This window comes from Alicyclobacillus sp. SP_1 (assembly GCF_024706985.1).
In the GTDB taxonomy this organism is placed as follows: domain Bacteria; phylum Bacillota; class Bacilli; order Alicyclobacillales; family Alicyclobacillaceae; genus Alicyclobacillus_I.
This window is the reverse complement of sequence record NZ_JAMCCX010000024.1, coordinates 1-24,955: the sequence shown is the minus strand read 5'-3', so window position 1 is coordinate 24,955 and position 24,955 is coordinate 1. Positions and strand designations below refer to the sequence as shown.

28 protein-coding genes, 1 tRNA gene and 2 riboswitches are annotated in these 24,955 nt (G+C 53.3%); of the genes, 8 read left to right on the top strand and 21 right to left on the bottom strand.

All coding sequences use genetic code 11. From position 1 onward, the window contains the following. Positions 1-474: 474 nt before the first annotated feature. A riboswitch (cyclic di-GMP riboswitch) is annotated at positions 475-558 on the bottom strand. A gap of 12 nt (positions 559-570) precedes the next feature. The 8 genes from M4I36_RS07715 to M4I36_RS07680 all read right to left on the bottom strand — a co-directional run bounded on the left by M4I36_RS07715 (position 571) and on the right by M4I36_RS07680 (position 6,904). Beyond that, positions 571-753, bottom strand: a complete 183-nt coding sequence (locus tag M4I36_RS07715; RefSeq protein ID WP_258111157.1) for a hypothetical protein — start codon at positions 751-753, stop codon at positions 571-573. 268 nt (positions 754-1,021) lie between these two features. Continuing rightward, entirely contained in the window at positions 1,022-2,650 is a 1,629-nt protein-coding gene (gene groL, locus M4I36_RS07710) for a chaperonin GroEL (RefSeq protein ID WP_258111156.1), read from the bottom strand. A 27-nt stretch (positions 2,651-2,677) separates the two neighbouring features. After that, positions 2,678-2,962, bottom strand: coding sequence for a co-chaperone GroES (gene groES, locus M4I36_RS07705; RefSeq protein WP_258111155.1), 285 nt, complete (start codon positions 2,960-2,962; stop codon positions 2,678-2,680). Positions 2,963-3,103: 141 nt separating this feature from the next. Then, a complete protein-coding gene (locus tag M4I36_RS07700; RefSeq protein ID WP_258111154.1) occupies positions 3,104-3,742 on the bottom strand; it encodes a molybdopterin-guanine dinucleotide biosynthesis protein B in 639 nt (212 codons plus the stop codon). Continuing rightward, positions 3,735-4,730, bottom strand: coding sequence for a molybdopterin-binding protein (locus tag M4I36_RS07695; RefSeq protein WP_258111153.1), 996 nt, complete (start codon positions 4,728-4,730; stop codon positions 3,735-3,737). Before M4I36_RS07695 ends, M4I36_RS07700 begins: the two co-directional genes overlap by 8 nt. Further along, complete coding sequence (locus tag M4I36_RS07690) at positions 4,727-5,383, bottom strand: molybdenum cofactor guanylyltransferase (RefSeq protein WP_258111152.1); 657 nt, start codon at positions 5,381-5,383, stop codon at positions 4,727-4,729. The genes M4I36_RS07695 and M4I36_RS07690 overlap by 4 nt, the downstream gene beginning before the upstream one ends. Then, positions 5,365-6,000: a 5-formyltetrahydrofolate cyclo-ligase gene (locus M4I36_RS07685; protein WP_258111151.1), complete on the bottom strand. Its 636-nt coding sequence runs from the start codon at positions 5,998-6,000 to the stop codon at positions 5,365-5,367. The genes M4I36_RS07690 and M4I36_RS07685 overlap by 19 nt, the downstream gene beginning before the upstream one ends. Then, positions 5,987-6,904 (bottom strand): phosphatase PAP2 family protein, encoded by a 918-nt coding sequence (locus tag M4I36_RS07680; protein WP_258111150.1) that lies wholly within the window; start codon positions 6,902-6,904, stop codon positions 5,987-5,989. Before M4I36_RS07680 ends, M4I36_RS07685 begins: the two co-directional genes overlap by 14 nt. Positions 6,905-7,054: 150 nt before the next feature. Between M4I36_RS07680 and M4I36_RS07675 the strand changes: the two genes are divergently transcribed. Next, on the top strand, positions 7,055-9,046 hold the full coding sequence (locus M4I36_RS07675; protein WP_258111149.1) for an ABC-F family ATP-binding cassette domain-containing protein: 1,992 nt from the start codon (positions 7,055-7,057) through the stop codon (positions 9,044-9,046). A gap of 137 nt (positions 9,047-9,183) precedes the next feature. Here the strand turns inward: M4I36_RS07675 and tsaD are convergent, their stop codons facing one another. The 5 genes from tsaD to thiL are packed head-to-tail and all read right to left on the bottom strand — an operon-like array spanning position 9,184 to position 12,973. After that, a complete protein-coding gene (gene tsaD, locus M4I36_RS07670) occupies positions 9,184-10,221 on the bottom strand; it encodes a tRNA (adenosine(37)-N6)-threonylcarbamoyltransferase complex transferase subunit TsaD (protein WP_258111148.1) in 1,038 nt (345 codons plus the stop codon). After that, entirely contained in the window at positions 10,218-10,712 is a 495-nt protein-coding gene (gene rimI / locus M4I36_RS07665; protein WP_258111147.1) for a ribosomal protein S18-alanine N-acetyltransferase, read from the bottom strand. Before rimI ends, tsaD begins: the two co-directional genes overlap by 4 nt. After that, the gene (gene tsaB / locus M4I36_RS07660; protein ID WP_258111146.1) at positions 10,702-11,448 is read right to left on the bottom strand and encodes a tRNA (adenosine(37)-N6)-threonylcarbamoyltransferase complex dimerization subunit type 1 TsaB; all 747 of its coding nucleotides are present in this window, start codon (positions 11,446-11,448) and stop codon (positions 10,702-10,704) included. Before tsaB ends, rimI begins: the two co-directional genes overlap by 11 nt. Next, positions 11,433-11,948 carry a tRNA (adenosine(37)-N6)-threonylcarbamoyltransferase complex ATPase subunit type 1 TsaE gene (gene tsaE / locus M4I36_RS07655; RefSeq protein WP_258111145.1) on the bottom strand — a complete coding sequence of 172 codons (516 nt, stop codon included), beginning with the start codon at positions 11,946-11,948 and terminating at the stop codon, positions 11,433-11,435. Before tsaE ends, tsaB begins: the two co-directional genes overlap by 16 nt. Continuing rightward, positions 11,945-12,973 carry a thiamine-phosphate kinase gene (thiL, locus tag M4I36_RS07650; protein WP_258111144.1) on the bottom strand — a complete coding sequence of 343 codons (1,029 nt, stop codon included), beginning with the start codon at positions 12,971-12,973 and terminating at the stop codon, positions 11,945-11,947. The genes tsaE and thiL overlap by 4 nt, the downstream gene beginning before the upstream one ends. 186 nt (positions 12,974-13,159) lie before the next feature. On the opposite strand from thiL, the gene M4I36_RS07645 reads away from it, so the two are divergent. After that, positions 13,160-13,783, top strand: a complete 624-nt coding sequence (locus M4I36_RS07645) for a DedA family protein (RefSeq protein ID WP_258111143.1) — start codon at positions 13,160-13,162, stop codon at positions 13,781-13,783. 20 nt (positions 13,784-13,803) lie between these two features. Then, the gene (locus M4I36_RS16845; RefSeq protein ID WP_374985742.1) at positions 13,804-14,085 is read left to right on the top strand and encodes a DUF1450 domain-containing protein; all 282 of its coding nucleotides are present in this window, start codon (positions 13,804-13,806) and stop codon (positions 14,083-14,085) included. Between the two features lie 117 nt (positions 14,086-14,202). Here M4I36_RS16845 and M4I36_RS07640 read toward each other — a convergent pair whose 3' ends face one another. Further along, a complete protein-coding gene (locus M4I36_RS07640) occupies positions 14,203-14,421 on the bottom strand; it encodes a DUF2922 domain-containing protein (protein ID WP_258111142.1) in 219 nt (72 codons plus the stop codon). 70 nt (positions 14,422-14,491) lie between these two features. After that, on the bottom strand, positions 14,492-14,800 hold the full coding sequence (locus tag M4I36_RS07635; protein WP_258111141.1) for a DUF1659 domain-containing protein: 309 nt from the start codon (positions 14,798-14,800) through the stop codon (positions 14,492-14,494). A gap of 100 nt (positions 14,801-14,900) precedes the next feature. Continuing rightward, positions 14,901-15,003: riboswitch (purine riboswitch) on the top strand. 60 nt (positions 15,004-15,063) lie between these two features. Here M4I36_RS07635 and M4I36_RS07630 point away from each other — a divergent pair. From M4I36_RS07630 to M4I36_RS07615, 4 genes are all read left to right on the top strand, one after another. After that, a complete protein-coding gene (locus tag M4I36_RS07630; protein WP_258111140.1) occupies positions 15,064-16,551 on the top strand; it encodes a purine-cytosine permease family protein in 1,488 nt (495 codons plus the stop codon). 71 nt (positions 16,552-16,622) lie between these two features. Further along, positions 16,623-17,384 (top strand): M48 family metallopeptidase, encoded by a 762-nt coding sequence (locus M4I36_RS07625; RefSeq protein ID WP_258111139.1) that lies wholly within the window; start codon positions 16,623-16,625, stop codon positions 17,382-17,384. Positions 17,385-17,474: 90 nt separating this feature from the next. Beyond that, a complete protein-coding gene (trmB, locus tag M4I36_RS07620; protein ID WP_258111138.1) occupies positions 17,475-18,122 on the top strand; it encodes a tRNA (guanosine(46)-N7)-methyltransferase TrmB in 648 nt (215 codons plus the stop codon). 52 nt (positions 18,123-18,174) lie between these two features. Continuing rightward, entirely contained in the window at positions 18,175-19,014 is an 840-nt protein-coding gene (locus M4I36_RS07615; protein ID WP_258111137.1) for a Crp/Fnr family transcriptional regulator, read from the top strand. A gap of 146 nt (positions 19,015-19,160) precedes the next feature. Here the strand turns inward: M4I36_RS07615 and M4I36_RS07610 are convergent, their stop codons facing one another. The 6 genes from M4I36_RS07610 to M4I36_RS07585 all read right to left on the bottom strand — a co-directional run bounded on the left by M4I36_RS07610 (position 19,161) and on the right by M4I36_RS07585 (position 24,270). Then, positions 19,161-19,586 carry a hypothetical protein gene (locus M4I36_RS07610; protein ID WP_258111136.1) on the bottom strand — a complete coding sequence of 142 codons (426 nt, stop codon included), beginning with the start codon at positions 19,584-19,586 and terminating at the stop codon, positions 19,161-19,163. A gap of 150 nt (positions 19,587-19,736) precedes the next feature. Further along, positions 19,737-21,833 carry a S53 family peptidase gene (locus M4I36_RS07605; RefSeq protein ID WP_258111135.1) on the bottom strand — a complete coding sequence of 699 codons (2,097 nt, stop codon included), beginning with the start codon at positions 21,831-21,833 and terminating at the stop codon, positions 19,737-19,739. A gap of 306 nt (positions 21,834-22,139) precedes the next feature. Beyond that, positions 22,140-23,081 carry a manganese-dependent inorganic pyrophosphatase gene (locus M4I36_RS07600; RefSeq protein WP_258111168.1) on the bottom strand — a complete coding sequence of 314 codons (942 nt, stop codon included), beginning with the start codon at positions 23,079-23,081 and terminating at the stop codon, positions 22,140-22,142. A gap of 138 nt (positions 23,082-23,219) precedes the next feature. Beyond that, positions 23,220-23,293: transfer RNA gene (locus M4I36_RS07595), tRNA-Gly, on the bottom strand. 275 nt (positions 23,294-23,568) lie between these two features. Beyond that, positions 23,569-23,748, bottom strand: coding sequence for a cold-shock protein (locus tag M4I36_RS07590; protein WP_258111134.1), 180 nt, complete (start codon positions 23,746-23,748; stop codon positions 23,569-23,571). A gap of 327 nt (positions 23,749-24,075) precedes the next feature. Further along, positions 24,076-24,270, bottom strand: a complete 195-nt coding sequence (locus M4I36_RS07585) for a cold-shock protein (RefSeq protein ID WP_258111133.1) — start codon at positions 24,268-24,270, stop codon at positions 24,076-24,078. A gap of 395 nt (positions 24,271-24,665) precedes the next feature. On the opposite strand from M4I36_RS07585, the gene M4I36_RS07580 reads away from it, so the two are divergent. Next, positions 24,666-24,854 (top strand): hypothetical protein, encoded by a 189-nt coding sequence (locus M4I36_RS07580; RefSeq protein ID WP_258111132.1) that lies wholly within the window; start codon positions 24,666-24,668, stop codon positions 24,852-24,854. Positions 24,855-24,955: the final 101 nt, after the last annotated feature.

Genomic DNA, 24,955 nt, shown 5'->3' with positions numbered 1-24,955 from the left:
CGATGGCGTGAGTCCATTATACAACAAGGCAGGAGTAAGAATTAGGATATGTATGACTATTTCATATTCCAAATTTTCCTGAATTAAAATAAAACAGCTGTCTCATCGTACATACCATCTTTAATAACTGTCGTTTCCTTGGTCTTCGAGTGCATTTCTGAAGCTTCTGCAAGCCTCCAACCATGCGAAACAGTAGTTTCGTCTCAGCAGAATCTGAGATCTCCCCTCAGTGTGCAATTGAACCGGGAAAAGTGTACGCTGGAATGAGTGGCTGTACCGTGTCGAAGGGGAGGCGGAATCACTGGGAATGCCTATTGTCTTACTTGTCGCGTTTTTGCTCGCAGTCCTTGCTATCCTCATCACCGTGCGCAATCGTCCGAAGTGACGGGTCGTGACTGCCAAGCAATGATTACCGCACATATTCCGTCAAGCGGTCACCGTTACTATGCCGAAAAGAAAAGCCAGGCCGCAGGACTCTGCAACCTGGCAACCATTGCATTACGCATTAGGCCCATGGCTTTGCGTCCCCGGCTTTCGCCGAGTTTGCCAACTTTCCAAATGAAAACACCGTTACGCGTACGCATCGACAATTTGACCGGCAGCAGAGGTGCCAGTCGTCCCCGCAATGTGCGTGACACCAGCAACTTTCGGCTGTGCACTGAGTCTCTGAACGGTTTGTTGCTCAGTTTGTAGTTTTTGGTGCAATAAGTCAATTTGCACTGCAGTATGCAATGCGCCCAATCCTTGAACCATTCTCCCCACCTCCTTACGGAAATTCCCGAGCCTCGCCGTCTGTTCTAAAGTAGGACTGGCTGCAGGAGCGCTGATGTTGTCGAAATCAGCTTATAGTTACCTTCGCCAACGACTCTGATAATCCTTCCCAGCAGACCTTCGAGATGCCGGAAGAGCGAGATTTAGAACTCACAAAATGGCTTTCACGAAAAAAGAGGGACCCTACCGGGGTCCCTCACGTTCTGCTCCACACTCGTAACCATATTCATGGCCACAGGGGTGAAGAAAATTACATCATGTCCATACCGCCCATGCCGCCGCCAGGCATACCAGCAGGAGCTTTGTCCTTCTCTGGTTTGTCCGCGACCACCGACTCTGTGGTCAAGAATAGAGCTGCGACCGAAGCAGCATTCTGAACTGCTGAACGCGTTACTTTCGCTGGGTCCACAATACCAGCCTTAATCATGTCAACCCACTCGCCAGTCGCTGCATTGTACCCAAAACCGACAGCCTCACGCTTCAGACGTTCCACGATAATGGAACCTTCTACTCCAGCATTGTCAGCAATCTGGCGCACAGGAGCTTCCAAAGCCTTGCGTACCAAATTCAAACCGGTGGCTTCGTCACCCGTAGCTTCAACTTTCTCAATCGCGGCAATGGCGTTCACAAGAGCAGTACCGCCACCCGCTACAATACCTTCTTCGACCGCAGCACGAGTTGCGTTCAACGCATCTTCAATGCGCAATTTCTTCTCTTTCAACTCGGTCTCCGTAGCGGCGCCGACTTTGATGACGGCGACACCACCCGCCAATTTGGCCAAACGCTCTTGCAGTTTTTCACGGTCAAAATCAGAAGTCGTCTCATCAATTTGCGTCTTAATCTGCTTGATGCGAGCTTCGATTTCCGTCTTGTCTCCGTTGCCATCGACAATGATGGTGTTCTCCTTGGAGACACGAATTTGACGCGCGCGACCGAGCATGTCAATCGATGTGTTTTTCAACTCCAAACCAAGTTCTTCGGAGATGACTTGGCCACCCGTCAAAATTCCGATGTCCTGAAGCATCGCTTTGCGGCGGTCGCCAAAACCAGGAGCTTTGACCGCGACCGCTGTGAAAGTACCGCGCAGTTTGTTGACCACCAAGGTCGCCAACGCTTCGCCTTCCACATCTTCAGCAATCAACAACAGCGGACGACCAGACTGAACCACCCGCTCTAGGACTGGCAAAATCTCTTGGATGTTGCCGATTTTCTTGTCCGTGACTAGAATGTATGGTTCATCCAAAACCGCTTCCATCTTATCGGTATCGGTGACCATGTACGGCGAGATGTAACCGCGGTCAAACTGCATGCCTTCCACGACTTCAAGCTCCGTGGTGAAACCTTTCGACTCTTCGACCGTGATAACGCCGTCCTTGCCAACCTTCTCCATAGCATCGGCAATCAACACGCCGACTTCGTCAGAGCCAGCTGAAATGGCAGCGACTTGCGCAATATTTTCACGGCCTTCGACTTGCTTGGAAATGCGTTGGATTTCCGAAACAGCCGCATTCACAGCTTTCTCAATGCCTTTACGCAGAACCATTGGATTGGCTCCAGCAGCCACATTCTTGAGGCCTTCGCGAATCATCGCTTGCGCCAACACGGTAGCTGTGGTTGTTCCATCACCAGCAACGTCGTTGGTCTTCGTAGCGACTTCTTTCACTAACTGCGCACCCATGTTTTCGAACGTGTCTTCCAGTTCAATTTCCTTTGCGATGGTCACACCATCATTCGTGATGAGCGGAGAACCGAATTTCTTCTCCAACACGACGTTGCGGCCCTTCGGACCGAGTGTGACTTTCACCGCGTCCGCAAGTGCGTCTACGCCGCGCAACATTGCGCGCCGAGCGTCTTCACCAAACTTAATCTCTTTCGCCATGGGTCAAACCTCCCTGTCCTATGTAGATTACTTCTCAACAATTGCGAGAATGTCGCTCTCGCGCAGAATCAGCACTTCTTCATTGTCCACTTTGATTTCCGTACCAGCGTACTTAGAGTAAATGACGCGGTCGCCGACTTTGACATCGAGTGCAATTCTTTTGCCATCTTCATAACGACCAGCACCAACAGCCATAATTTCGCCTTCTTGCGGTTTTTCTTTCGCATTGTCCGGCAGGAAAATCCCGCTCGCGGTCTTCTCCTCACGTTCTACCGGTCGGACCACAACGCGGTCTGCGAGTGGCTTCAGCATAGGAACACCCTCCTCGTCATCATAAAACCCGACTTTGTTAGCACTCATCTCGTTTGAGTGCTAACACCAGCCCTAATGATACTCACTTAGTCTTCGCTTTGCAAGCATGTTGAAGAACTTTTTTTTTGAGATTTGGGATGTCTAACGACAGTTGCCCGAGGATGACGGTCCGAAGTCTAAGCACGTCTGTTGGTCTAAGAAGTCCACAAATTGCTCCCATCGATCCGATGCGAACACTCTGACCCCACGCACGTCGCTGGCGCCGTCGAGACGATCTCCGGTCCAAACCAATCCAGCGACGACCGTACCCGATGCTAACTGGGAGAGCAACTCCTCGAGCTTTGCAACCGTCGCTGCCACCGCGATTTTTGGAAACGCCCCATGTTTAAAGCCCTCCATGACAATCACGTCGACCGCCGGAGCCCACTCCCGCACGGATTCCAACGCCCAGTCGGGTGGGTTGACCGTCTCCGGATGAGGCGCCGACCATAGTACTCGGCCACCTCCTATGACCATGGTAGCCAGGGCACCTGCTCTTTCAAACCTGTCCGTATCGCTGTCGGGTTTTTGCCACGTTGAACGGGTCGGCAACTCCTTGTTCCGCAAAGTCTCCCGCAGAGTCTCATGGGTCGCGAGCACGGATGTGTCGGCGTGTCCGTCGTGCTTCACGATGGCCACAGATTTCCCTTTGCTCTGAAAGTGGCGAATCAACTTCAGAACCACCGTTGTCTTTCCAGCGCCAGAGTATCCAACCACGCCGACCACACACGGCTCAGACATTCAGCCATCCCCCCACGCCGAGCGGAGCAATGTCCTGTTTCGTCACGGCGATTCCCGCCAAAACTCGTGGCAACAGCAGGTCAAATGACGTTCGTTCGTCATAAATCACAGCACCCGGAAGACCAAAGATGGTCATGTCGCGCAAATAGGCCAACATCAACATAGAGCCTGGTAGGATGGGCGTGCCGTAAGTCACCACATGGGTGGCCGCGTTGCGAATAGCGAGTGGCGATTTGTCATCGGGATCGACCGACATACCGCCTGTGACGCAAACTAACGTGGCGCCGTCGGCGTGGGCCGTCTTGAGCGCCTGCTCAATGCGCGAAACATCATCTCCGACGAATTCTTGACGCAATACTTCCAGCCCATAGCGAGCAAATTTGCCTCGCAGCACTGGTCCGGCCTTGTCGACAATGCGACCTGACTCAATTTCACTCCCAGTGGTCACCAAGACGACCCGCTGTGGCTTGTACGGAAGCACATCGATCATCGCCTTGCCTCCGACGGCTTCTTCGGCGATGAGCTCCACGGCCCGCACCTTCTCTTCGTCGATGACCAGTGGAATAGGACGGACGCCCGCGATGGATGTTCCTTCATCCACATGCAGATAAGGGGTGCGCGTAGCGATGGAAACATCATCGATGAGATTCATCGCCGTCACGCGGCGCACGTCGACCCACAGCATGCCCGCCGAAGCAGCCTTCAAGACCACTTTCCCCTCATGTACGTCGGACAGTTTCACATGAGGGCCAGCCAGGGCGTTCGCCATGCGGATAGCCGCATCGTTTTCATGAACTTCCCCCGCTTCCAACTCGAGCACATAGATATGGCGTTTGCCCATGTCGTAAAGCCTCGGAACATCTTCTTCTTGAATCACGTGCCCTTTGTGAAAAGCTGTACCTTTGAATTCGCCGGGCACAATTTGCGTCATATCGTGTGCCAACGTCAAACCAATAGCGTCTTCCACAGGAATTTCTTTATATTTCATCGCCCTGCCTCCCTTCTCTCCAACCAGGCGCGATAATCCTCCGGCGTGTGAATCGGCCGCAATTCCCACTCGTTGGATGCGAACTCAGGCCTATCCAACATTTTACAAGGTACCTCCCGCAGCGCGTTCTGTATACGATGCTCGCCCTGCCTGGCCAGCTTTTGAAAAATTTGCCCGACTCGCCAGCGATACGCAGCCACTAAGGGCTGTGGTCGTCCTTGATAGACGCAAAGTACCCCGTCTGCCTCCATACTCTCCATCAACGCCTCGGCGCACGCCCCCAACGTACTTCCGGAAAGTCCTGGTATGTCGCCAGCGGCTACGAGAACACAGTCCCACGCATCCGGCTCCTCAGGCCAAGCTCCCGCCAATGCCTGAAGCGGACCTTGGTGCGCGCTTGCATCGTAAACCGTCTCAATCTTTGCGGTTTTTCCTGTCCGATCCGCCCCTAACCCATACCTTCCAGCTACAAGCGGGACGTCCTCGATGAGCGGCGGACGAATCACGCGAACAACCTCGGCCTGTTGAGACACCGCCGCCACGACCGCCATCACAACGGTTTGCCGTTCGTTCGGAGACACCGGCAACGCCAGTTTATCCTGGCCCATTCTGCGGCTCTGCCCACCCGCCAACACTAGACCGAGCGCTCGCACCGATGGACGCCTCCTTCCGACAGCAGAAAGTCCATGGGCCTGTCGTGCGCACCCGCAGGGATGGACGGACGACACTGAAACTGGTACAACACACCCACCGCATGACCATGAAAGAGTGGGTAGTTCAAAGCGCGATCGTAAAAACCTGCGCCGTATCCCAGCCGGTTGCCGTCCTTTGCAAACGCCAGACCAGGTACGAACACGACATCCAGGTCTGCAACCGAAACCAGGCTGTCCGCAGAGGCAAGCGGTTCAGGAATGTGGAATCGGCCCGTTTCAAAGCCATCGTCCGCCGTCACGCGGTAAAAATTCATGAACGGTCCATCCGCCTCCGTGCGCGGATAGACCGTGTGATGCGCGAGCACGCGCAGTTGTTCGCCGAGCGGGTGCAGATTGACCTCGCCGCGGATGCTTCGGTACAAAGCAATGGTTAACGGCCGTTTTGCAAACGTCGCCGTCACCCAGTTGAGAGCATGCGCGCGAATCCGGGCGTCTAATCTGCTTCGCTCTTCCTCCGACTGACTGCTCCGTCGCGCCAAGAGTTCTCGACGCAAGGCACCCTTCTCGGCCAACAGCGCGGCCTCTGCTGGGCCGACTACTCTCTCATTTTCCGGCATGGTGAGGATGGCTTCCCTCCCGACGATAAAGTCCACACTTCAGGAACAGCCACGGTGCAACCACAGTGGCAAACAACCCAATAGCTGCATCGCGGACAAGAAGCACCTCCTCTGTGCTTCCCCATCGCTTCATTCCCCATTGTATCGCAATCAAGCCAGCGATGCCGATCACGCTGGAAAAAATTCGCCGCCACCAGCCGTCTTCGATTTCCGTATGAAGGAAGTGTTCCTCAAAGAGCGCACCCAAGCCTAGACTCAGGAGAAACACCGCGTACTCCTTCCCGGTCGGTGTCGTGTGCAGGGCGAGCATGAGGAGCGGCAGTACCACGGCAAGGTACGCGCGGGATGAAAAGGAGAATTGGCGATACGTCCACCATCCCCCCAGAGCCCACCCCAAACTCGCAACAAGGAGACCAATACCCCAGCCCACCATGACGTCGAGTGGCCAGTGCAGACCGAGTACGATACGAGACCAGCCCACGAGCAAGACCAGAATCATCCCAATCCAGAGGGCGATGCGACGCTTCAAAAGAGAAGAGAGTAGCATCCAAAACGTCATGGTTCCCTGAGCGTGTCCGCTCGGCATGGAATACCCTGTCGCCGATGCAACCTTCGCGGACTGAATGCCTGGTATGCCAATGGGACGGACAATGCCTATCAGCACTTTGAGCCACGAATTCAGCCACATGCCGAACAGGAAGATATACCCGAGGCGGAGCCCGAGCTTGCGGTGAACCGACCAGAATACAATGGGAATGGCAAGCAGATAAAACTGCTCGTTGCCGAGCAAGGACAGTCCCTTTGCTATGGAATCCAACCACGGGTTGGAGTGTGCTTGAAGCCACTGAATCCACTCATACTGCCAGAGGAATCCTTTCGGTAGCGGAAAGTCCGGGCGTGTCATGGCAATCCCCTTTCAGTGCTCCGTGTTCCGCGCTTTCCCCACCCGTCGCGAGCGAGTAAACTGGAAAGGGGAATTGACGGCAGAAATGTACAGGCTCGAGCCTGTACCAACCTGAATTTTCTAGAGTGTATGCAGCTTGGGGGACTGAAAATGATTGTTTTGCAGGCAAGTCACCTGACAAAATCGTTTGATGGCAAAGACGTGCTGAAAGACGCTTCGCTGGTGATGCAAGAGCGGGATCGAATTGCCGTGATTGGGACAAACGGAGCAGGCAAAACGACCCTCCTCCGCCTCTTGACCGGGGAGTTGCAACCAGATGGCGGCGAAGTTTCTATAACAAAAGGCTTGACAATCGGGTATGTCTCCCAATATGCGGCGAGTGGCGAAGAGAATTTGACGGTTTATGATTTCGTGGGCCAAGCGTTTTCTGGGGTGCACGCCGTGGAGAGCGAACTTCGTGCTACAGAAGAAGAGATGGGTAGACCAGACGTCTATACCAATGATGCCCTGTATGAAGCGGTCGTTGAGCGGTATGCGCTTTTGCAGAAAACTTTTGAGGATATGGACGGTTATAGTGTGGACGCCAACATTCGGCGCGTATTGGACGGCCTTGACTTCTCCCCAGCACTGCACTCACTACCCACGGGTCAATTGAGTGGTGGGCAGAAGACACGCTTGTCGCTGGCTCGCCTCTTGGCGTCTCGCCCCAACATCCTTCTGCTCGATGAACCGAGTAACTATTTGGACACAGATACTCTCTCTTGGCTGGAATCGTATTTGGTGAGCTACGCTGGTGCCATGGTCGTCGTATCTCACGACCGCTACTTTCTCGACAAAGTGGCAACCACCATTGTCGAAGTGAATGCTGGAAAGACTCTGGTCTATCCTGGCAACTATACGGATTATGTCGAATCTAAAGCAGCCTCCTTGGCCAGTCAAACGCGGGAATTTGAGGCCCAGCAAAAAGAAATTGCTCGAATGGAACAATTTATACAAAAAAATATCGTCCGTGCCTCTACCACCAAACGAGCACAGAGTCGGCGCCGCATGCTCGAAAAACTCGTTCCTCTCGAGCGCCCACAAGGGGCTTCTGCAAAACTCAGTCTGTCTTTCCAGGAAGCTCGCCCTTCTGGCCGCGACGTTCTCCTGGTAGACCATGCATCCATCGGCTATGGCACGACAGTCCTTGCAACGGATATTCAACTCAACGTTCAAAGAGGGCAGCGGATTGCCATCATCGGTCCGAATGGAGTTGGCAAAACAACTTTTCTACGCACGCTGATTGGACAGTTGCCCGCCCTATCCGGTCACGTACAGTGGGGAGCACATGTGGAACTCGGGTATTCCGACCAAGAACAGGCCTCCCTAGACTTCTCCAAAACCGTGTTGGAACAGCTTTGGGACGACTATCCGACGCTCGACCGAACGACCATCCGCACCGCTCTCGGACGCTTTCTCTTTCGTGGGGAGGATGTGGAGACACCCGTCTCGGGACTGTCTGGAGGAGAGAAAAGCCGTCTCAATCTGTGTCGCTTAATGCTGCAACAGAGCAACACGTTGGTGCTTGACGAACCCACGAACCATTTGGATTTGACGAGTAAAGAAGTCCTTGAAGACGCTCTTGAAGACTTTACGGGAACGCTCCTCTTTGTGTCTCACGACCGCTACTTCATCGATGCCATCGCCACGCATGTGGCTGTTTTGAGTCCATCCGGAATCTCTCTCTATCCGGGAAATTATAGTGACTATCAACACAAACTCGAAGAACTCGCGAAATACGCAACCCATTCATCTGCAACAGAAGTGGTGCTGAAAAAATCCGCACATGCCTTTGCAACGATGGACAGCGCAGCGCTGTCTCGGAGCTCTGTACCGCGCATCCGGTCCTCAGATATGAAAAAATTGCGAGACCGCGTGGCGACACTGGAGCAATCGATTGCCGAGAGCGAACACAAACAGTCCGAATTGGCCTTCGCACTGACCGAGGCGGCGACGAACCAAGACATGGTAGCATCCCAGTCCCTCCAAAAGGAACTGCATCGCGAAGAGCAACGCACAGAGGAATTGTGGAAAGAATGGGAAATTGCGTCCCTCGATTTAGAAAAATTAACGGCCGTCGCAGAGTTATCCACAGAAGAATAGCTTTGTGCACAAGTTTATCCACAAGGCGTTTGCTTGCGTGTATTAGGATTCGACGGTTTGTCCCCAATTTCGACAATGCGTCTTATCCACAGCCGCAAACCACCGCATACGAGATACACGGCTCGACAGGCTGGACGTCAAAGTGTCTGCCAGTGGTCTTGCCAGTCTTCCAGAGACAAACTGGCATGCGCGTTCAACTGCTGAGTAGCAGTTCGACCCGTCTGCCAGATGCGTGCGGCGGCAGCCGCAATCATGGCACCATTGTCTCCGCAGAGGGCTAGGTCTGGAAATTGGACGGTAAAACCATGTTCCACTCCCGCCTCAGCCAACTGTCGGCGCAGTCCAAGATTGGCCGCTACCCCTCCCGCTACGACCACATGTCGAAGCCCCGTCGCACGGACAGCCGCAACCGTCTTACGGCAGAGTACATCGAGTACAGCCGCCTGAAAACTGGCACAAACATCTTCCGTTTGAACAGTCTCCCCATGTTGGTTCGCTTTGGCCCATCGATTGGCCACAGCCGACTTTAACCCAGAGAAAGAGAAATCATAGCCCTCCTCTTCAAGGAGCGGTCGTGGAAACGGAAACTTCGCTCGATTACCAAGTTCTGCCAGGCGGTCGACTTCAGGACCACCAGGGTACGGCAATCCACATAAGCGGCCAACTTTATCGTAGGCCTCTCCGACTGCGTCGTCCAAGGTGCCCCCGAGTCGTTGAAATCGAAACTCGGCATCCACCAGCAACAACTCCGTATGACCACCGGACACCACTAGGCAGACGAAGGGCGGTCTCCATTCGCCGCAAAGACCCACGGCCGCAACGTGACCCGCAATATGATGAATAGGATACAGAGGCAAGCCCGTCGCAAGCGCATATCCTTTGGCGGCAGAAACGCCGACGAGCAGTGCGCCGAGCAACCCGGGGCCACAGGTGACGGCAATCCCATCCAAGTCCCAAAGATTCATCTTCGCGTCCCTCAACGCCTCCGAAACCACCTCCGTGATGACCCGCACATGCTGTCTCGACGCGATTTCCGGGACAACTCCGCCGAACTTCGCATGTGTGTCGACCTGGGAGACCGTTCGCTGCGACACAATGACGGATCCACCTTCGACGATGGCGGCAGACGTCTCGTCGCAACTGGATTCCAATCCGAGGACTCTGACCGCACTCATTCCGCAAAAGCCTCCTGATTCAATTCCGGCAAGTCGACCCACATGATGTAAGCATCTTCTTGATTGTCTGTGTAGTACCCTTTGCGCACTCCCACCGTCTCAAACCCCAATTTTTCATAGAGTCTCTGTGCGACAACATTCGTGACACGCACTTCGAGCGTCATTTTGCGGGCTCCTTGCAAAGTGCACAGCGACATCAGTGCCCGCATCATCTGCTCACCAAGTTGTTTGCCGCGAAAATCGGGATCGACCGCGACGTTTGTCACGTGCCCCTCATCGATAATGAGCCAAACGCCGCCATAACCAATGACCCGTCCGCTGTATTCGAGAACGAGGTACCGCGCAAACTGATTATCCGCCAACTCAGTCACGAACGCTTGCCGAGACCAAGGAGCCGTAAACGAGCGGCGCTCGACTTTCATCACATCATCGACATCGGCGAGAACCATATGTCGAATTTTCAACTCCTCGGGATTCCAGTTACTCTGCATCGGGCATACTTCCTTTCTGCCGCAACCGCGTTTCTGCCTCGACCTCCAAAAGATACGCGGGTACCAAGGAATGAATTTCGGCACCACAGACTGGCGTCACTTCGCGCGCAGCATTCCAGAGGCCAAGTGGCAATTGCCCCATCAGTTGTCCCAAAGGCAACCACTGCAACCTCGTCCCCGCACTGGAAAATGGTTGCATAGGTTCGTCGTAGACCACCAGATGGCGCGCCGTCGGATACTTTTCAACGTCCTCCAAGACCACTGTCTGCCACTCAGAATACGACCGAACAGCCCCAAGAGACAAGGTTCGCAAGGACGGCTGCCGATGAGCGCCCTGATAGCGTGCCCCGTATGCGCGCGACCGTCGCGCCGCGAGCAGGCACGTGAGATGCACATCCTCCCCGGTTGCGGGCGCCAATGCCGCCATCGCAGCCGCCGCGAGAGCACTGAGCGTCGAGACGGGCCGCAGCGGGATGTCCAGTGCTGTCGCCATCGCCTTGGCGGTACTGACCGCAATGCGAACTCCTGTGTACGATCCCGGTCCAACCCCCACGACCAATTGCTCAATCTGTTTCCTGTTCGCACCGCTGACGGCGAGCGCCGAATCCAACATAGGTGCCAAAAACCGCGAGTGCAAGCGCGCAACGCGAGACGTGCAACTGGACACCAGTCGGTCCTCGACGACCACGCCAGCTGCGATGACTTCCGTTGCAGTGTCCATCACAAGCGTGACCACAGTTTCCTCCATTCCCCAAGTAAAGACGCACTGCGAAATCCTCGGGACTCCATTCTCCACAGCCTCGCATCTCCGTCCGTCCCATAACTGCCTTGTATCCACAGACAGTCCTCCAGGTACTCCGAGACGCCTTCCGGCCATTCTATCAATGCCGCCGCTTGACCATCCAGATAATCAAAGAAACCGAGGCCGTCCAAGGTTTCCTCGGACGGACCATCGACGGCAAAATGACTCTCGTATAATCGATATAAGTCCATGTGGACCAGCGGGATTCGCCCATAATAAGTCATGACATACGTGTAGGTCGGCGATGTCATCTGCACCGCGACCTCGAGTCCTTGGCCAATACCGCCAGCCATACGCGTCTTACCCACGCCGAGTGGGCCGCACAGTAGAAGCGTGTCCCCGGGCTCCAGCAACTCCCCGACCACCCGTCCGAGTTGCCGCGTCTCCTCCGGAGAGTACGTCATAACTTCCCAAATGGCATTCCCTGAGGTCATACTCCCCGCTCCTCTGCTGCGAAGTGATTAAAGCCGCGTGGCTTGACCACATCGAGATGTCCATCCGGCCACACCCCGACAACCCCATCCCCCGCTTCCACACGCCCGATGGCCGTCACTTTGCAGGTCATTGCATCCGCCACCGCAAGAGCGTTCGCAAAGACATGCGGGGGCGCCGTTCCAACCAATTCATAATCCTCGCCACCATACAGAGCAAAGTCCAATTCATCGATGCCTGCCAGGCGAGCAATGCGGCGTGTCGATGGATGGAGCGGAACCTGGGACAAATGGACGCGCAGACGCACCTTACTTGCATGCGCAATCTCGTTCAGTTCCGACGCAAGCCCGTCGGACACGTCATTGCAGGTGCGCACGCCGAGGCCGGAGAGCCACTGCCCCATGTCCACACGCGCCGTCGGTCGCTGGTGCTTGGCTTGAGCATAGCCGAGTTCCTCGGGACGGAATAGAGGAGAGGGATGAAGAAGCGTGTGGAGACCCGCAGCGGATCGGCCAAGGTCGCCCGTGACAAAGACGATGTCTCCAACCGTCGCCGCGCTCCGGAGCATCGCCAACCCGACCGAAACGCGGCCGATGACCGTGCTGGTGAGTACGAGCGGGCCAGTCGTCGAAACAACGTCTCCGCCGACCACGGAGACGGTATATTCTCGCGCCGCCTCAGCCACTCCATCGTACAGTTGCTCAAGTTTGCCGAGCGCCGTCTTCGCTGGTATCGCAAGAGACAGGGTGGCAACCGTCGGCCGTCCTCCCATCGCAGCTATGTCACTGACCGAGGCGGCGAGGCATTTGTAGCCTACATCCGAAAAGTGCATCGTCTCCGTGCGAAAATGAACGCCTTCAACCATGGTGTCCGTCGTCACCAACGCGTCTTCGCCAGCATGGGCAATCAGTACCGCGGCATCGTCACCAATGCCTACGCGGACATCCGCGCCCGCCTCTGGCAACCGCTCGGTCAGGGCGGAAATCAAGGAAAATTCATCGTACGGACGCTCGTCACGCACCACCACCGCCACTCCTCCCGAAGGCTCTATTTCGATCCCGCTCAGCCGCGCATCTTTTTCTCCTACATCATATCAGAACCTGTCCGAAGTCACCTCCCGCACGCGCGACCTGGCAAAAAACAGACATGCTTCCTGCGATGCAGCCATACGCTGTAACAACACGTCCAATTCCCATGAGAAGGCGGGTCCATCGTGCATTTTTGTCTGACTTGCTTTGCCACCCATGCGTCCCAGTTCCTGATGGGCATTGGCTATGCCGGACTATGGCTCGCCCTGTTCATTGAGGGTCTTGGCATACCCTTTCCGGGCGATGCTTTTCTATTGTTTTATGGATTTTCTGCATCCACGGGCAACATGAGTCTCGTCGGAGTACTCCTCTGTGCCGCTACAGGTTATGTCACGGGCACATCCATCGCGTTTGTCGCAGCCACTACCTTCGAATCTCGGTTCTTTGGGTCACTGTCGCAGTGGCGCATCGTCCCAGCCAACAAATTGGAGCGCGTCACAAAACTCGTCCGTTCCCACGGCGCTCTCATCCTCATTCCGGGCAAATTCTTGCCCGGAGTGCGTTCCCTGTCACCTTACGCCGCCGGCCTATCGAGAATGGCTTTTCGAAGGTTTGTCGTATACACTATCGTCGGATCCATCTTGTGGTGCACACTATTCACGCTCGCTGGCTACTTTTTCGGCGAAAGCGTACATGAACTGTTGCATGCGGCAAGGAGACCGATGCTTGCCGTTGGCGCAATCGCTCTGACCATTGGACTCGCGCTCTACGTGATTCGAAAACTCGTCCAGCGGCGCGAGAAAGTCTAGCCACAGGGGGCCTTGAACCCATGCGCCACCGTGCTGAATTCTGTCAAAAAAACCTAAAACGCGGCTCCGCTCTGGCTTTGCAAAAACTCGAGGAATCCGAACGTGGAGTTCGCATTGACAAATACTCCTGCATCGACCATTGTCAATTATGCGCACGCCGTCCATTTGTTCTGATGGATGGGAAGCATCTTGTGGAGGGCGAAGACGGGGAAAGCCTCTGTCAAGCCGTCGATCACTATCTTCAACACCCGCTATCGAAACACCCTTTCTGGAAACGTGGCGGATCGACACACTCTCCGTAACTTCCTGTAGGTATAGGCATACGCCAGCCGCCAAACGTTCCCATTGATATCAGTTCTCACAGAAAAACCTCCCGGGCCCATGGCCCGAGAGGCGTCGACGATGATGGGACCTGCCAATTACCCGACCGATCCGCTCGTGGTCTCGACCTGCTCTGCTCCAATCTTCTTGACAATCATCCCTTGCGCAAAGGCGAACAACTGCTTTTCGACGATGAGGTCCATCGCTTTGTCCACAGCCGTATTGTCCACGGGTTGCACAGGGGTGGGAACAGAGATGCGCACTTTTTTGTTGGCGTCTGTGAGAAACTGCAACTGCAAAACGACTTTGGTTGCCATATTCAACACCTCCTCTATTCCATTGCCACCATCCGCATGAGAGTTGTTGCCTTTCAGAGACGTGTCTGGGTCAGGCCCCTGCAGTGCTTGAGCTCGTTCCAGTGTTACTCCCGTTGCTGGAATTGGTCGATCCCGCTGTCCCAGTGCTTCCCGAACTGCTACTTGCCGTCACCAGTGTCTGGTCTACTCGTGCTACTTGGTGCAAGGTGTCGGCAAAGAGAGCCGCGATAGCCTCCCCCGCTGCCAACAGGTCGTCATCCGAAACGGCCGGATTCACGTGTGGGAAATTGTGATTCTTGACTTTTGGCAGCCCTTTGCTGGTCGTGCCGACCTGGAACTGAAGTTGCAGGATGCGGCTCAGGTCTGTCGTTTGTGCCATGAGAACTTCCCCCTCTCTCGCGCTCTCGGCGCTGCTCAGAAAATGCGATGTGGACCAAACATGGGGGACAGTACATATTGACCGCACCCACAAAGACTTGTACAATGCGTTTGCAAAACCTCGTATAATGTCGGAAATATGGACCGACAGTTTCTACCAGGCGACCGGAAATCGCTTTGACTACGAGGTCCTATTTCCTCGTGGACTTTGTCATTTCCGAACGACTGCATGAATCTTGGTTCTGCGGAAGGGAGGAAGCACGTGTGGCTCAACCCGTAAGACAAAGCCAGCAAACCGCGCAGGTCGATGCAGCATTTCACATCGAAACAGAGGGTACTGGCATCATTTCGAAAGAGCGGCGCCACGGACAGCCAAGAGAGCTATTCTTTGTCTGGTTTGCCGCTGTGCTCACCTACACAGGAGTGGTCATCGGCCAACTGTTCACCAGTCTTGGTCTCAATGTCTGGGAAAGTATGCTGGCCTCTCTAGTATGTGCCGTATCTTTCGCCGTTCTCGGCTATGCCTCGAGCACTGGCCCGAAAGGTGGCACCGTCACGCTGACCATCTCCAAAGCCGCGTTTGGTGTTCGCGGGAACAAGTTGCCAGCCTTTTTTAGTTGGCTGTCCGCAGTTGGCTGGGAAGCTGTGACCATGGTCTTGACCATTTTCGCTTTGCTCAGTCTAGCTCACTATGTTGGTCTACCCTCCACTGGAGTTGGTCCGACCGTCATCGCCTTAATCGTGACTCTGCTCTTGACGTATATCGTCCCCATCTTGGGTCATGCCACGTTGCTCACCATGCAGCGAATTCTCAGCTTTCTCTTAGCCGCTTTTACGATTGTTTTGGTCATTGCTATCCTGCCGCATGTCCACTGGGCGTTCTCCACACCCGTCAAAGACATGGCCGCAGACGGGGCTTTCCCCACCTTCCTTATGGCAACTTCTATCGGACTCATCAGCTCTCTTTATGGTTGGGTAAATTTCGCTGCGGATTACTCTCGCTATTTACCCGAAACCTCCAGCACGGGAAAGATTGTTTGGGTGACGTTTCTCGGCGGTGGCATTGCGTCCTTCGTGATGATGGGCGTGGGCATTCTGCTCGGAACATTCGTCAATGCCCAGGCATTTTCCACAAATCCGGTTTCCGCCATTGCCCGCGCGGTACCTGCTTGGGCTGCGATTCCCTTTCTGCTCGTTGTGGTGATTGGCGACATTACAGCCAATTATTTGAACGCTTACAGTTCTGGGATGAGCTTTTTGTCGATGGGCATCCGTATCAAACGGTATGCAGCCGTCATGATCGACGGCGCACTTTGTACGCTCGTCGCTCTGTACGCTCTATTCATCTCCAATCAATTCCTCAATTTCTTTCAACAATTTCTCTCTCTAAACATCTTGGTCATTGGACCGTGGTCGACCATCTTTTTGATTCACCATCGACTGATTAAAGGACGCTATGACACGGATGGTTTGATGTCTACGGAGGCAGGAAGTCCCTACTGGTACCAAAACGGGATTCACTGGCGAGCCATTTTCGCTTTTGTCGTTGGCCTTATTGCCACGTTTTTCACCGTCAACAGCCAAGGTCTGTGGGTGAGCCCGCTGTCTCCAAAGTGGTTTGGGAATGCGGATTTGAGCGCTTTTACGGCGCCCATCGTAACAGGTATCGTCTATTATCTTTTAGTCGCTGGGCCGCTTCGAAAGTCGGAGTTGGCCAGTCACAGACTCTCCAACTCTTCTTCTCAATCTTGATAAGCTGTGAGACAATGTCAGGGTCGGACCTACTGTCCGGCCCTCATTTTTGCGAGAAAGGAGCGCCGCTCGTGACTTCTGAGTCTGTCCTCAAGATACACGGGACTCTCATTCCGTACCATGTCGTCATACGCTCCAACGCAAAAAATGTCACATTGCGAATGAACGCAGACCTCACGCTTCGCGTGACGGTGCCTCCATACATTCGATACGAAGAGTTGGATACCATTTTGCGCGAAAAAACAGACTGGATATGGAAGGCCCGAGAAGAGACGAGGCTGCGACTGGAAGCACTGCCTAGGCACTCTTTTGCAGAGAATGACTGTATTCCCGTCCTCGGCGAGCCACAGACGCTCCACATTCACGCATCGAACAAGCAAAGCGTGACCATCACGTGGCATCGGACAGACCAATCCTTTGAGGTCACCGTTCCTCCGGAATGGGTCGATGCATCCTATTCGCAAACTCTCTACGAGGCGTTCACCGAGTGGTTCAAACAGTTCGGGAAGCGGCACGCCACGGAGCGCCTTCAGGAATACGGTACACGCATGGGAAGGTTGCCAAAAAAACTCGTCCTGCGTAGCCAGACGAGTCGATGGGGAAGTTGTTCATCCGATGGGACCATCGCACTGAATTGGAGGTTATTTTTGGGCCCTCGGGAGATAGTCGACTACGTCATCGTGCACGAACTAGCGCACTTATTCCACATGAATCACTCCGACGCATTTTGGGCCACGGTGGAGGACATTCTCCCGGACTACAAGGTGCGCCGTCAGTGGCTCCGAGAGCATGGACAACTCTTGGATTTACATCGAGATCGACCAAGCCCTTAATAATATCCACCCTATACAGAGAGGTGTTACACTACGCGCATCCGCCGACTATATCGACTTCCAGACATCGAAGCAAAAGCTGCACCCTATTTGCTGAATGACTTGCAGGGTCTAGACACAACATTGCTGTGGCAATCGAGCACCCAAAAAGTATTGGAAATTGGCTGTGGCCGCGGTGCCTTTCTCACCAGCCTAGCCCGGGCGAATCCATCCGCATTCTGTCTCGGCGTGGACCGCGAGGCATACCTCGTAGCATTCACAGCGGTCCGCGCACTACAAGAAAATCTATTGAATCTTCGCACCTGGAAGAGTGATGCCATTCATTTGTCCGAACATCTGCCGCACAACAGTATCGATAGTATCTATCTGAATTTTTCCGATCCATGGCCACACCACCGACATGAACGTCGACGTCTGACACACCCTACTTATTTACAGCAATACGAGCGTTTATTGCGGAGTTCTGGAACACTGGAATTAAAGACCGACAACGAGGCTCTTTTTGATTGGTCCATCAAACAACTGCTTGCGACACGCTGGACCGTCCAAGAAGTCATTCGCGACGTGCCTGCAGAACAGCCTACGACCGAAGAGCCTAGTGGCAAAAATCGTGTGTTTCCTATTTCGGGAATTCATGTGCAAAGTGATTTTGAACGCCGCTTTCGCCAAGAAGGCGTCTCGATTCACTATCTCTCTGCCACTCCTCCGCACGCCACGGCACTTGCGTCTAGACTTTAAAGGAGTATGCTCCAAGTAGACATCATGTCATTCTTGCTTCGGAGTGAACTTTATGGAAACGGATTTTATGAACGCCTTTCTATTTTCGGATATCCCCAATTTGCAACGGGCGACCGTCCGTAAAAAGTTGACGTCAAAACGCTTGCTGCGCGGACAAATCCTCTTTCACCAAGGTAGCGTGGGCGATGCTGTGTATGTGATACAAGCGGGATCGCTCGAAATTTTCGTGGAAAACTCGGAGCGTAAGTTTGTGCTCGGTCACCAGTTTGCCGGAGAAGTGGTTGGCGAGTTGGAGATGATTCATTCTGACGCTCGCAGAACGGCTTCCGTAGGGGCCATGGAGAACACTCTACTTTGGCAACTTAAGCGAGAAGATTTAGAAACGCTCATGACAGAGTACCCGCTCATCCTTCGTCGGATTGCCGCAACACTCGCCGAGCGCTTGCAACAGGCTGACCGAAAACTGTCTTATTTCGCTTTCATGGACGCACGCCTACGCGTCGTCAATCTATTGGTCGATCTCGCTGCAAACTTTGGCGTTTCCTCGCCCTCAGGAACGGTTGTGGATTGGCTGGTCACAAAACAACATCTAGCGGATATGGTTGGCCTCAACCGAGAGTCCATGTCCCGAGCACTATCGGACCTTCAACGCGAGGGTCTTTTAACATGGCAAAACAGACACCTCTGTCTGCCCGACCTCCGGCGACTGGAGGTGCTCGCCGAGACGGCTACGCAAGTGTCAAAAGGAAGACTCTGGCATACGCCCTCTGTGTTAGACCGTAGCGAAGACGCTACGGGTGACGGGACACACGTTCCGTTGCCGCAGGAGATACCTGGTCTTTTTCTCTCCCGTCGCTGTCGTCCGGACGAGGACGCACAAAGAAATAAGTAAACGTCCCAACGGCTATCGCCATCACATAAATAGCCCCTTTACTGGGACGAATCTCGGGAATGGACCATCTCCGCATCTGCAGCCCCCCTGTCCAGACTCGCTCCACTGTCCAAAAGCGCTCAAGGTTCCGTGCGACGGCGACGCCATCAACGGCGTTGGTGTCCGCGGGCTTTTTGTTCTGCCATAGTTCGGAAATCAGAAAAGAACTCGCGCGCTTGTGGCGCATAGGTCGCCAGCGACTGACTTCCAAACGGGGGTCCGCTGACCACAATGGTAAAGCGGCCACCCGTGATAAAGGTGCCCACAATACTTATCTCGTTGAGGATGAGTAGTAAGGCAACAATGACGTCCAAGCCATCGAGAACCGCGTTCGCAGATGGAGTAACGCCCTCTACCGCATAGCCGGTAAACGGTCCCGACAGAGACAGTGAAAACGCTCCTGGTGAGAGGAAAACCCCCGCAATCGAGAGTTGTCCGGTCAACAGCAGGACGGCCGCAGCAATGCCCAACCCGCGATAGACTGCAGAGAGGAACCCTACATCTTCTGTCTCGCCCGAACGCCCCTGCCGCACCTGTCACCACCTCAGTACTCGCATCTCCAGTCCATCTTATGCCCGCTGTCACAGGCGCGGGCACGACATCTGTTCGTCCCAGTCTCCACCTGTTTGGTGCAAAAGAGGTTGCGGCGTCTGGCGCCGCAACCTCTTAGAAAGCGAGGACAATCAATTTTTCGATGCAGCCATCGGTCCAGGACCTGCTGGTGTTCCAGGACCTGCTGGTGTTCCAGGACCTGCTGGTGTTCCAGGACCTGCTGGTGTTCCAGGACCTGCTGGTGCTCCGGGACCTGCCGGTGCTCCGGGACCTGCCGGTGCTCCCGTTGCCATGAAGTCTTTCGCCAACTCTGTGACGTTTGGATACCCAAGTCCCGTGGACGGATTCCAAATGGTATGCGCACGTCCAGTATAGTAGAGGTTAGTGTTGCTTCCGCCACTGGTATCCATCGTTGTAAATGGCGAATTGGGCTGCGCCGCAAAATGGTACACTTGCGGATTCCAGAATCCAACGCGGCCTCCCACCATCTCATCAATCAAGGAAGCGATACCGTTCAACTGCGGAGCAACGAAGCTCGTGCCACCCCAACCCGTGGACCAAGGGTCTTTTCCAAACGTCGCACTGTAAATGTTGTAACCTGTAAACGGATCCGCATCCAACACCACATCCGGCATCGCCCTGCCGCCATTGGACGTACCGCTAATCACACTCGGATTGGGATTGAACGACCACGAGGTGTTGTTGTCAATCGGTGTCAAATAGGGAACTGCGTCAAAATGACGGATGCCAGACACGCCATTCTGATACCATGGTTGCTTGAACAGTACGCTGTAGCCACCGCCACCGCCAGCAATCAACGTCGGTGCAAAACTAGCTTCACTCGTTGCGCCGAAATTTGCAAAATACGGCCACAGATAATTCCAGCCCCATGCACGCTGCTTCGTCACGACCGAATTCGGAATGCCCAGGCCTACGTTGCCAAAGTTGCCAGGCAAATCGCTCCATGGCAAGGTGGTGCCGCCCGCTGCAGTCGTGTAGGGACTATCTGACGGATTGTCCACGCTGAGGTTCGTAGTCCCAATATCGCCACTCGCATCATAGGCACCTTGGTCGCCAGCTGCCACAAACGTACTGATACCTTGAGCGGCAGCTTCCATAAATGCTTCATTGAACACCTGGGCATAACCTGGAGACTCTTGTCCAGCCTCGATAGAAGCTGTGATGGCTGTCTCACTCTCCCCCCAGCTCGCGGACAGAGTGTCAACTTTATTTTGAGTGATAGCATCAAAATATGCATCCGCAAAACCGTAGTCTGTGTTAGGAGCCTGGTATACACGGATGTTGGCGTGTGGTGCTACCGAACCAGACTGCTCTACGTCAAGAGCTGTCTCGCCCGATCCCGCTGAATTCGACGGAGCACCCGGACCTCCATCGACGTTGATAATTTTGACCCGATGGTCATTATTGATTGGAACGTGATATCCATCCCAGTAACCATAAGGGTCTGTCGGATCAAGAGCTGCCAGCGTGACAATACCAATCGTCTCGCCCTGTCCATAATCGCCCGCTTTGTAAAGAGAGTCAATATGGTAGAGAGACTCGAAATGCTGAGGCGTCATGACGCCAGTAGGAATCGCGTTTGCAGACGACTGCCCATCGTTCGGTAACTTAGCCAACACCGATTTTGGAACGCGTACAGCATTGCTCGCAAATGGGCTATAGTTGTCCAAGCCAAGAATCGCGAGAATGGGCGAACCAATGGACGTGGGGACGCGAGGAGCAATTTTGGTTCCATGGAAAGTCTGTCCACCGAAAGCCATATCCATCAAACTGATGGTCAGGGCCGCATTGAACTGTGCCGCCGTGCCAGTCAATGTGATATCCAAATTGTCCGGATAGACGTGAGACGTAATTCCATAGGATTGAAAGTAATTGACGATAGATTGAACCACAGGCATGGGCTGACCAAACTGTTGCGCAAACTGTTGGGTAGTCAAAAATTTACGGAACATAGGGTTTCCCGGAGTCGTGGTAGCTTCAATATACTGTTTCAATTGTTGCGTGTTAGTGGTGCGGAGAATAACACTGACAGTGAGTTCCGTATTTGATGGCGTGGCGCTGACGACCGTCGCCTCTTTCGTGATAGCTGCCCCGATACCTCGCGGAACCACCATTTGAGCGGAACTTGATGACGCCATTCCCTGGATAGAGAACGCCGATGCAGCCATTGCAGCCACCAAAAGGCCTGCGTACTTCTTGGAACGCATCCAATTTCCCCCTGTCGAGTAGTATATGATAGAACAATTCCAATACTATCGAATATTAGACAATAATTCAATGAAATTTCATGTCGAATTGTCAAGAATCTTGTCTATTTCGTCAATTAAATTTTTAGTATAATTATTGAATAAAAATGCAAATATGCTCATGGAATCTCGTGTTCAGAGAATAGTGAAGCGGACTGCTCACAGGAGACGGGAGCCGACTACAACAAAGAAAAGCCCATTGCACAAAATGCAACAGGCGTAGAAAAATACTCATATCTTTTCAAAATCCATAGGTCTGCAAAACGTCTAGTTTTTATGCCGTTGGTTCAATACATCGGTCAGCACAGGCACGACTTGTTGCTTCCGTGAGACAACGCCCTTTAACAAGGCACGGTTGGATTCTAGTGAAATTCCATAGGCAACTTCTACAGCCTCAGCCTGTTCACCCAGGGCCACGCCAATCGAATCATTCTGCAGAATGTCGGTTACGATATACAAGAACAAATCCAATTGCTTGTCCGCAATACGTTCCTTCATCCGCTCCTCAAGCTCTGCCTGACGACCAAGAACGTCTTGTGTATCAACCGTATTGACCTGAGCAATTTCCACCTTATAGGGACCCATCTGAAATTCTTTCGAATCCAGCGAGATAAGCTCTGAGATAGGCTTACCGCTCAGATCCGCGCCAGCTTTTAGCATATTCAGTCCATACTCTTCCAAATCAATTTTAGCAATCTCGGTTAACTCTTTGAGCGCAGCGACATCTTCTTCTGTGCACGTCGGCGACTTCATCAGCAACGTGTCCGAAACAATCGCCGAAATCATAAGTCCAGCCTCTGTTGCATCTGGAGAAAGGCCATGCTCCTTAAATAGCTTGTTCAAAATAGTGGCTGTACAACCGACTGGCTCGGCTCGATAATACAGCGGTCCAGCCGTTTCAAAGTTGGCTATGCGGTGATGGTCCACCACCTCAACCACTGTCACTGACTGAATGTCGTCTGCGCTCTGTTGGCGTTCATTGTGATCCACCAATATCACTTTGTGCGCCTCATCACTCACACTTTGAACGAGGCGGGGAGCATTCACATGAAAGTACTCAAGCGCAAATTGCGTTTCGCCGTTGATGACACCGAGTCGAACAGGCTCTGCTTCAACACCTAATTTTGTCTTGAGTGACGCATACACTATCGCAGAACAGATGGAATCTGTATCCGGGTTTTTATGTCCAACTACCAAAATCTTCTCCACATTCATCCCTGCTCTCATCATTTTCTAAATTTACCCAAAGCACCTTTTGTCCTTCCCATACCCAACAGAATCATACACCACAGAAAGCACCATCACCTATGAAAAAGGGCCATCCAACATCTGATGGCCCTTGCGATATGGAGCGGGTGACCGGAATCGAACCGGCGCCATCAGCTTGGAAGGCTGAGGTTCTACCATTGAACTACACCCGCAAGACACTTGGCTATTATACAGTGGCGAGCATCAACAATCAAGTCAAACCACAAAATTCCGCCGAAAATGGAGGCAGCTCAATTTACACTCATTCTGTCTTCCTGTTTGAACTACCCCCACCTGATTCGATTTGAACTACCCCCCACCTGATTCGATGCCTGGTCCGAATCGAGTACCTCGCGCAGCGCATTTTCTCTTCAGCCCGGTTCGTCAAAACTTAAATTAAGCGCACAAACCTGTTACCTAGTGCGAGAGAAAAAGCAACCGGTACACGCTAGTCCACCCGAACATTTTTCAATTCCTGAACCATCTTAGCATGGCAAAGCGGGCACTCTGGCTCTCCCACTAAAATAAATTCCATCCGAGACCAACACTGACACTCAGAGCATTGCCAAACCATGGTGTCCTCATATACATGCTGACTGACCGGTTTTCTGCTATTGTTGTACGCCATGTCAATCCCCCATTTCTCATGATAACTACGGTGGCATCCCCGAATTCAAACTCTGTGGATTCAGACTCTATCAACGGGAGTGCGTGCCATTTCAACACAAAACGAACGAAAATCACATTCATTGAGAATACCTTCGAAAAGATGCCCAGCTTTACTCGCGTAGTATAAAATCACCCGCCTCAGCGACGGGTGTTTTCCTTGGTATTTAAATTTGGGCAGTTCATCGCACTAATCTGCGCTGAACTCCAAGTGCGATATCCACTGAAGCCACAGAGGCACTTTTGCAAGTCGTCCTCCACAACGTTCAGCGGATAAACGCCGCTCAAATCAACCTACGTTGGCTGCCTGCGGACCTTTCGGACCTTGAACTACGTCAAACGTCACGCGTTGTCCCTCTTCCAAAGAACGATAACCATTTCCTTGGATGGCGCTGAAGTGTACAAACACGTCATCTCCATTTTCGCGAGAGATGAAGCCAAAACCCTTGTCTGCATTAAACCACTTGACGATACCTTGTTCCACAATCGTTTCCTCCTCGTACCCTGCGGGTACAAACCAATTTGTTCGCATGCACATTCACGTAGACAAGTACGAAAGCCGCCACGTTCTGCGTCCCCAATGAGGCGCAAACGTAAACGGCTCATAAATTCATACATGGGTACCGATGCTTCTTGAACGGTCTTAGGATAACACGGTTTCGATGAAAAGTAAAGTAAAATCCACACAACGTTTTTCATACGCAGATGATTTTTGTAACCTCAATTGAAATGACGAATGAAATGACGAATGAAATGACGAAACTGCGTCCTTCGCCAAAATTCGCCCCTGAAGGTGAATATGGACGCGACTCTGCGACAACCGTCCACGCCAAGCATCTCGCATAAGCGTACTTTACAGTGTGCGAAGGAGGTGTAACCATGACGGATGACTTGCGCCGCGCTCTCACCCTCGGGGACCGAATTGATGTCTATGATGGAGCAACTCAGATTGACGGCACTGGCAGCTTCATCGCACTTCAAGACCACATTCTCATCTGGGCTGATTCGACTGGATATGTGCGATTCCAGCACATCGGAGATGCTGTCAATATCGTGAAAGTCAGCTGAGAACCGCCTTATCCGAGGACAGTCCCCAATGCTGTCAACTTAAGCGATCCGAATTCAATTTGGGACAAAAAGGAAGATTGATGAGCATTGTCCGTCTGCCT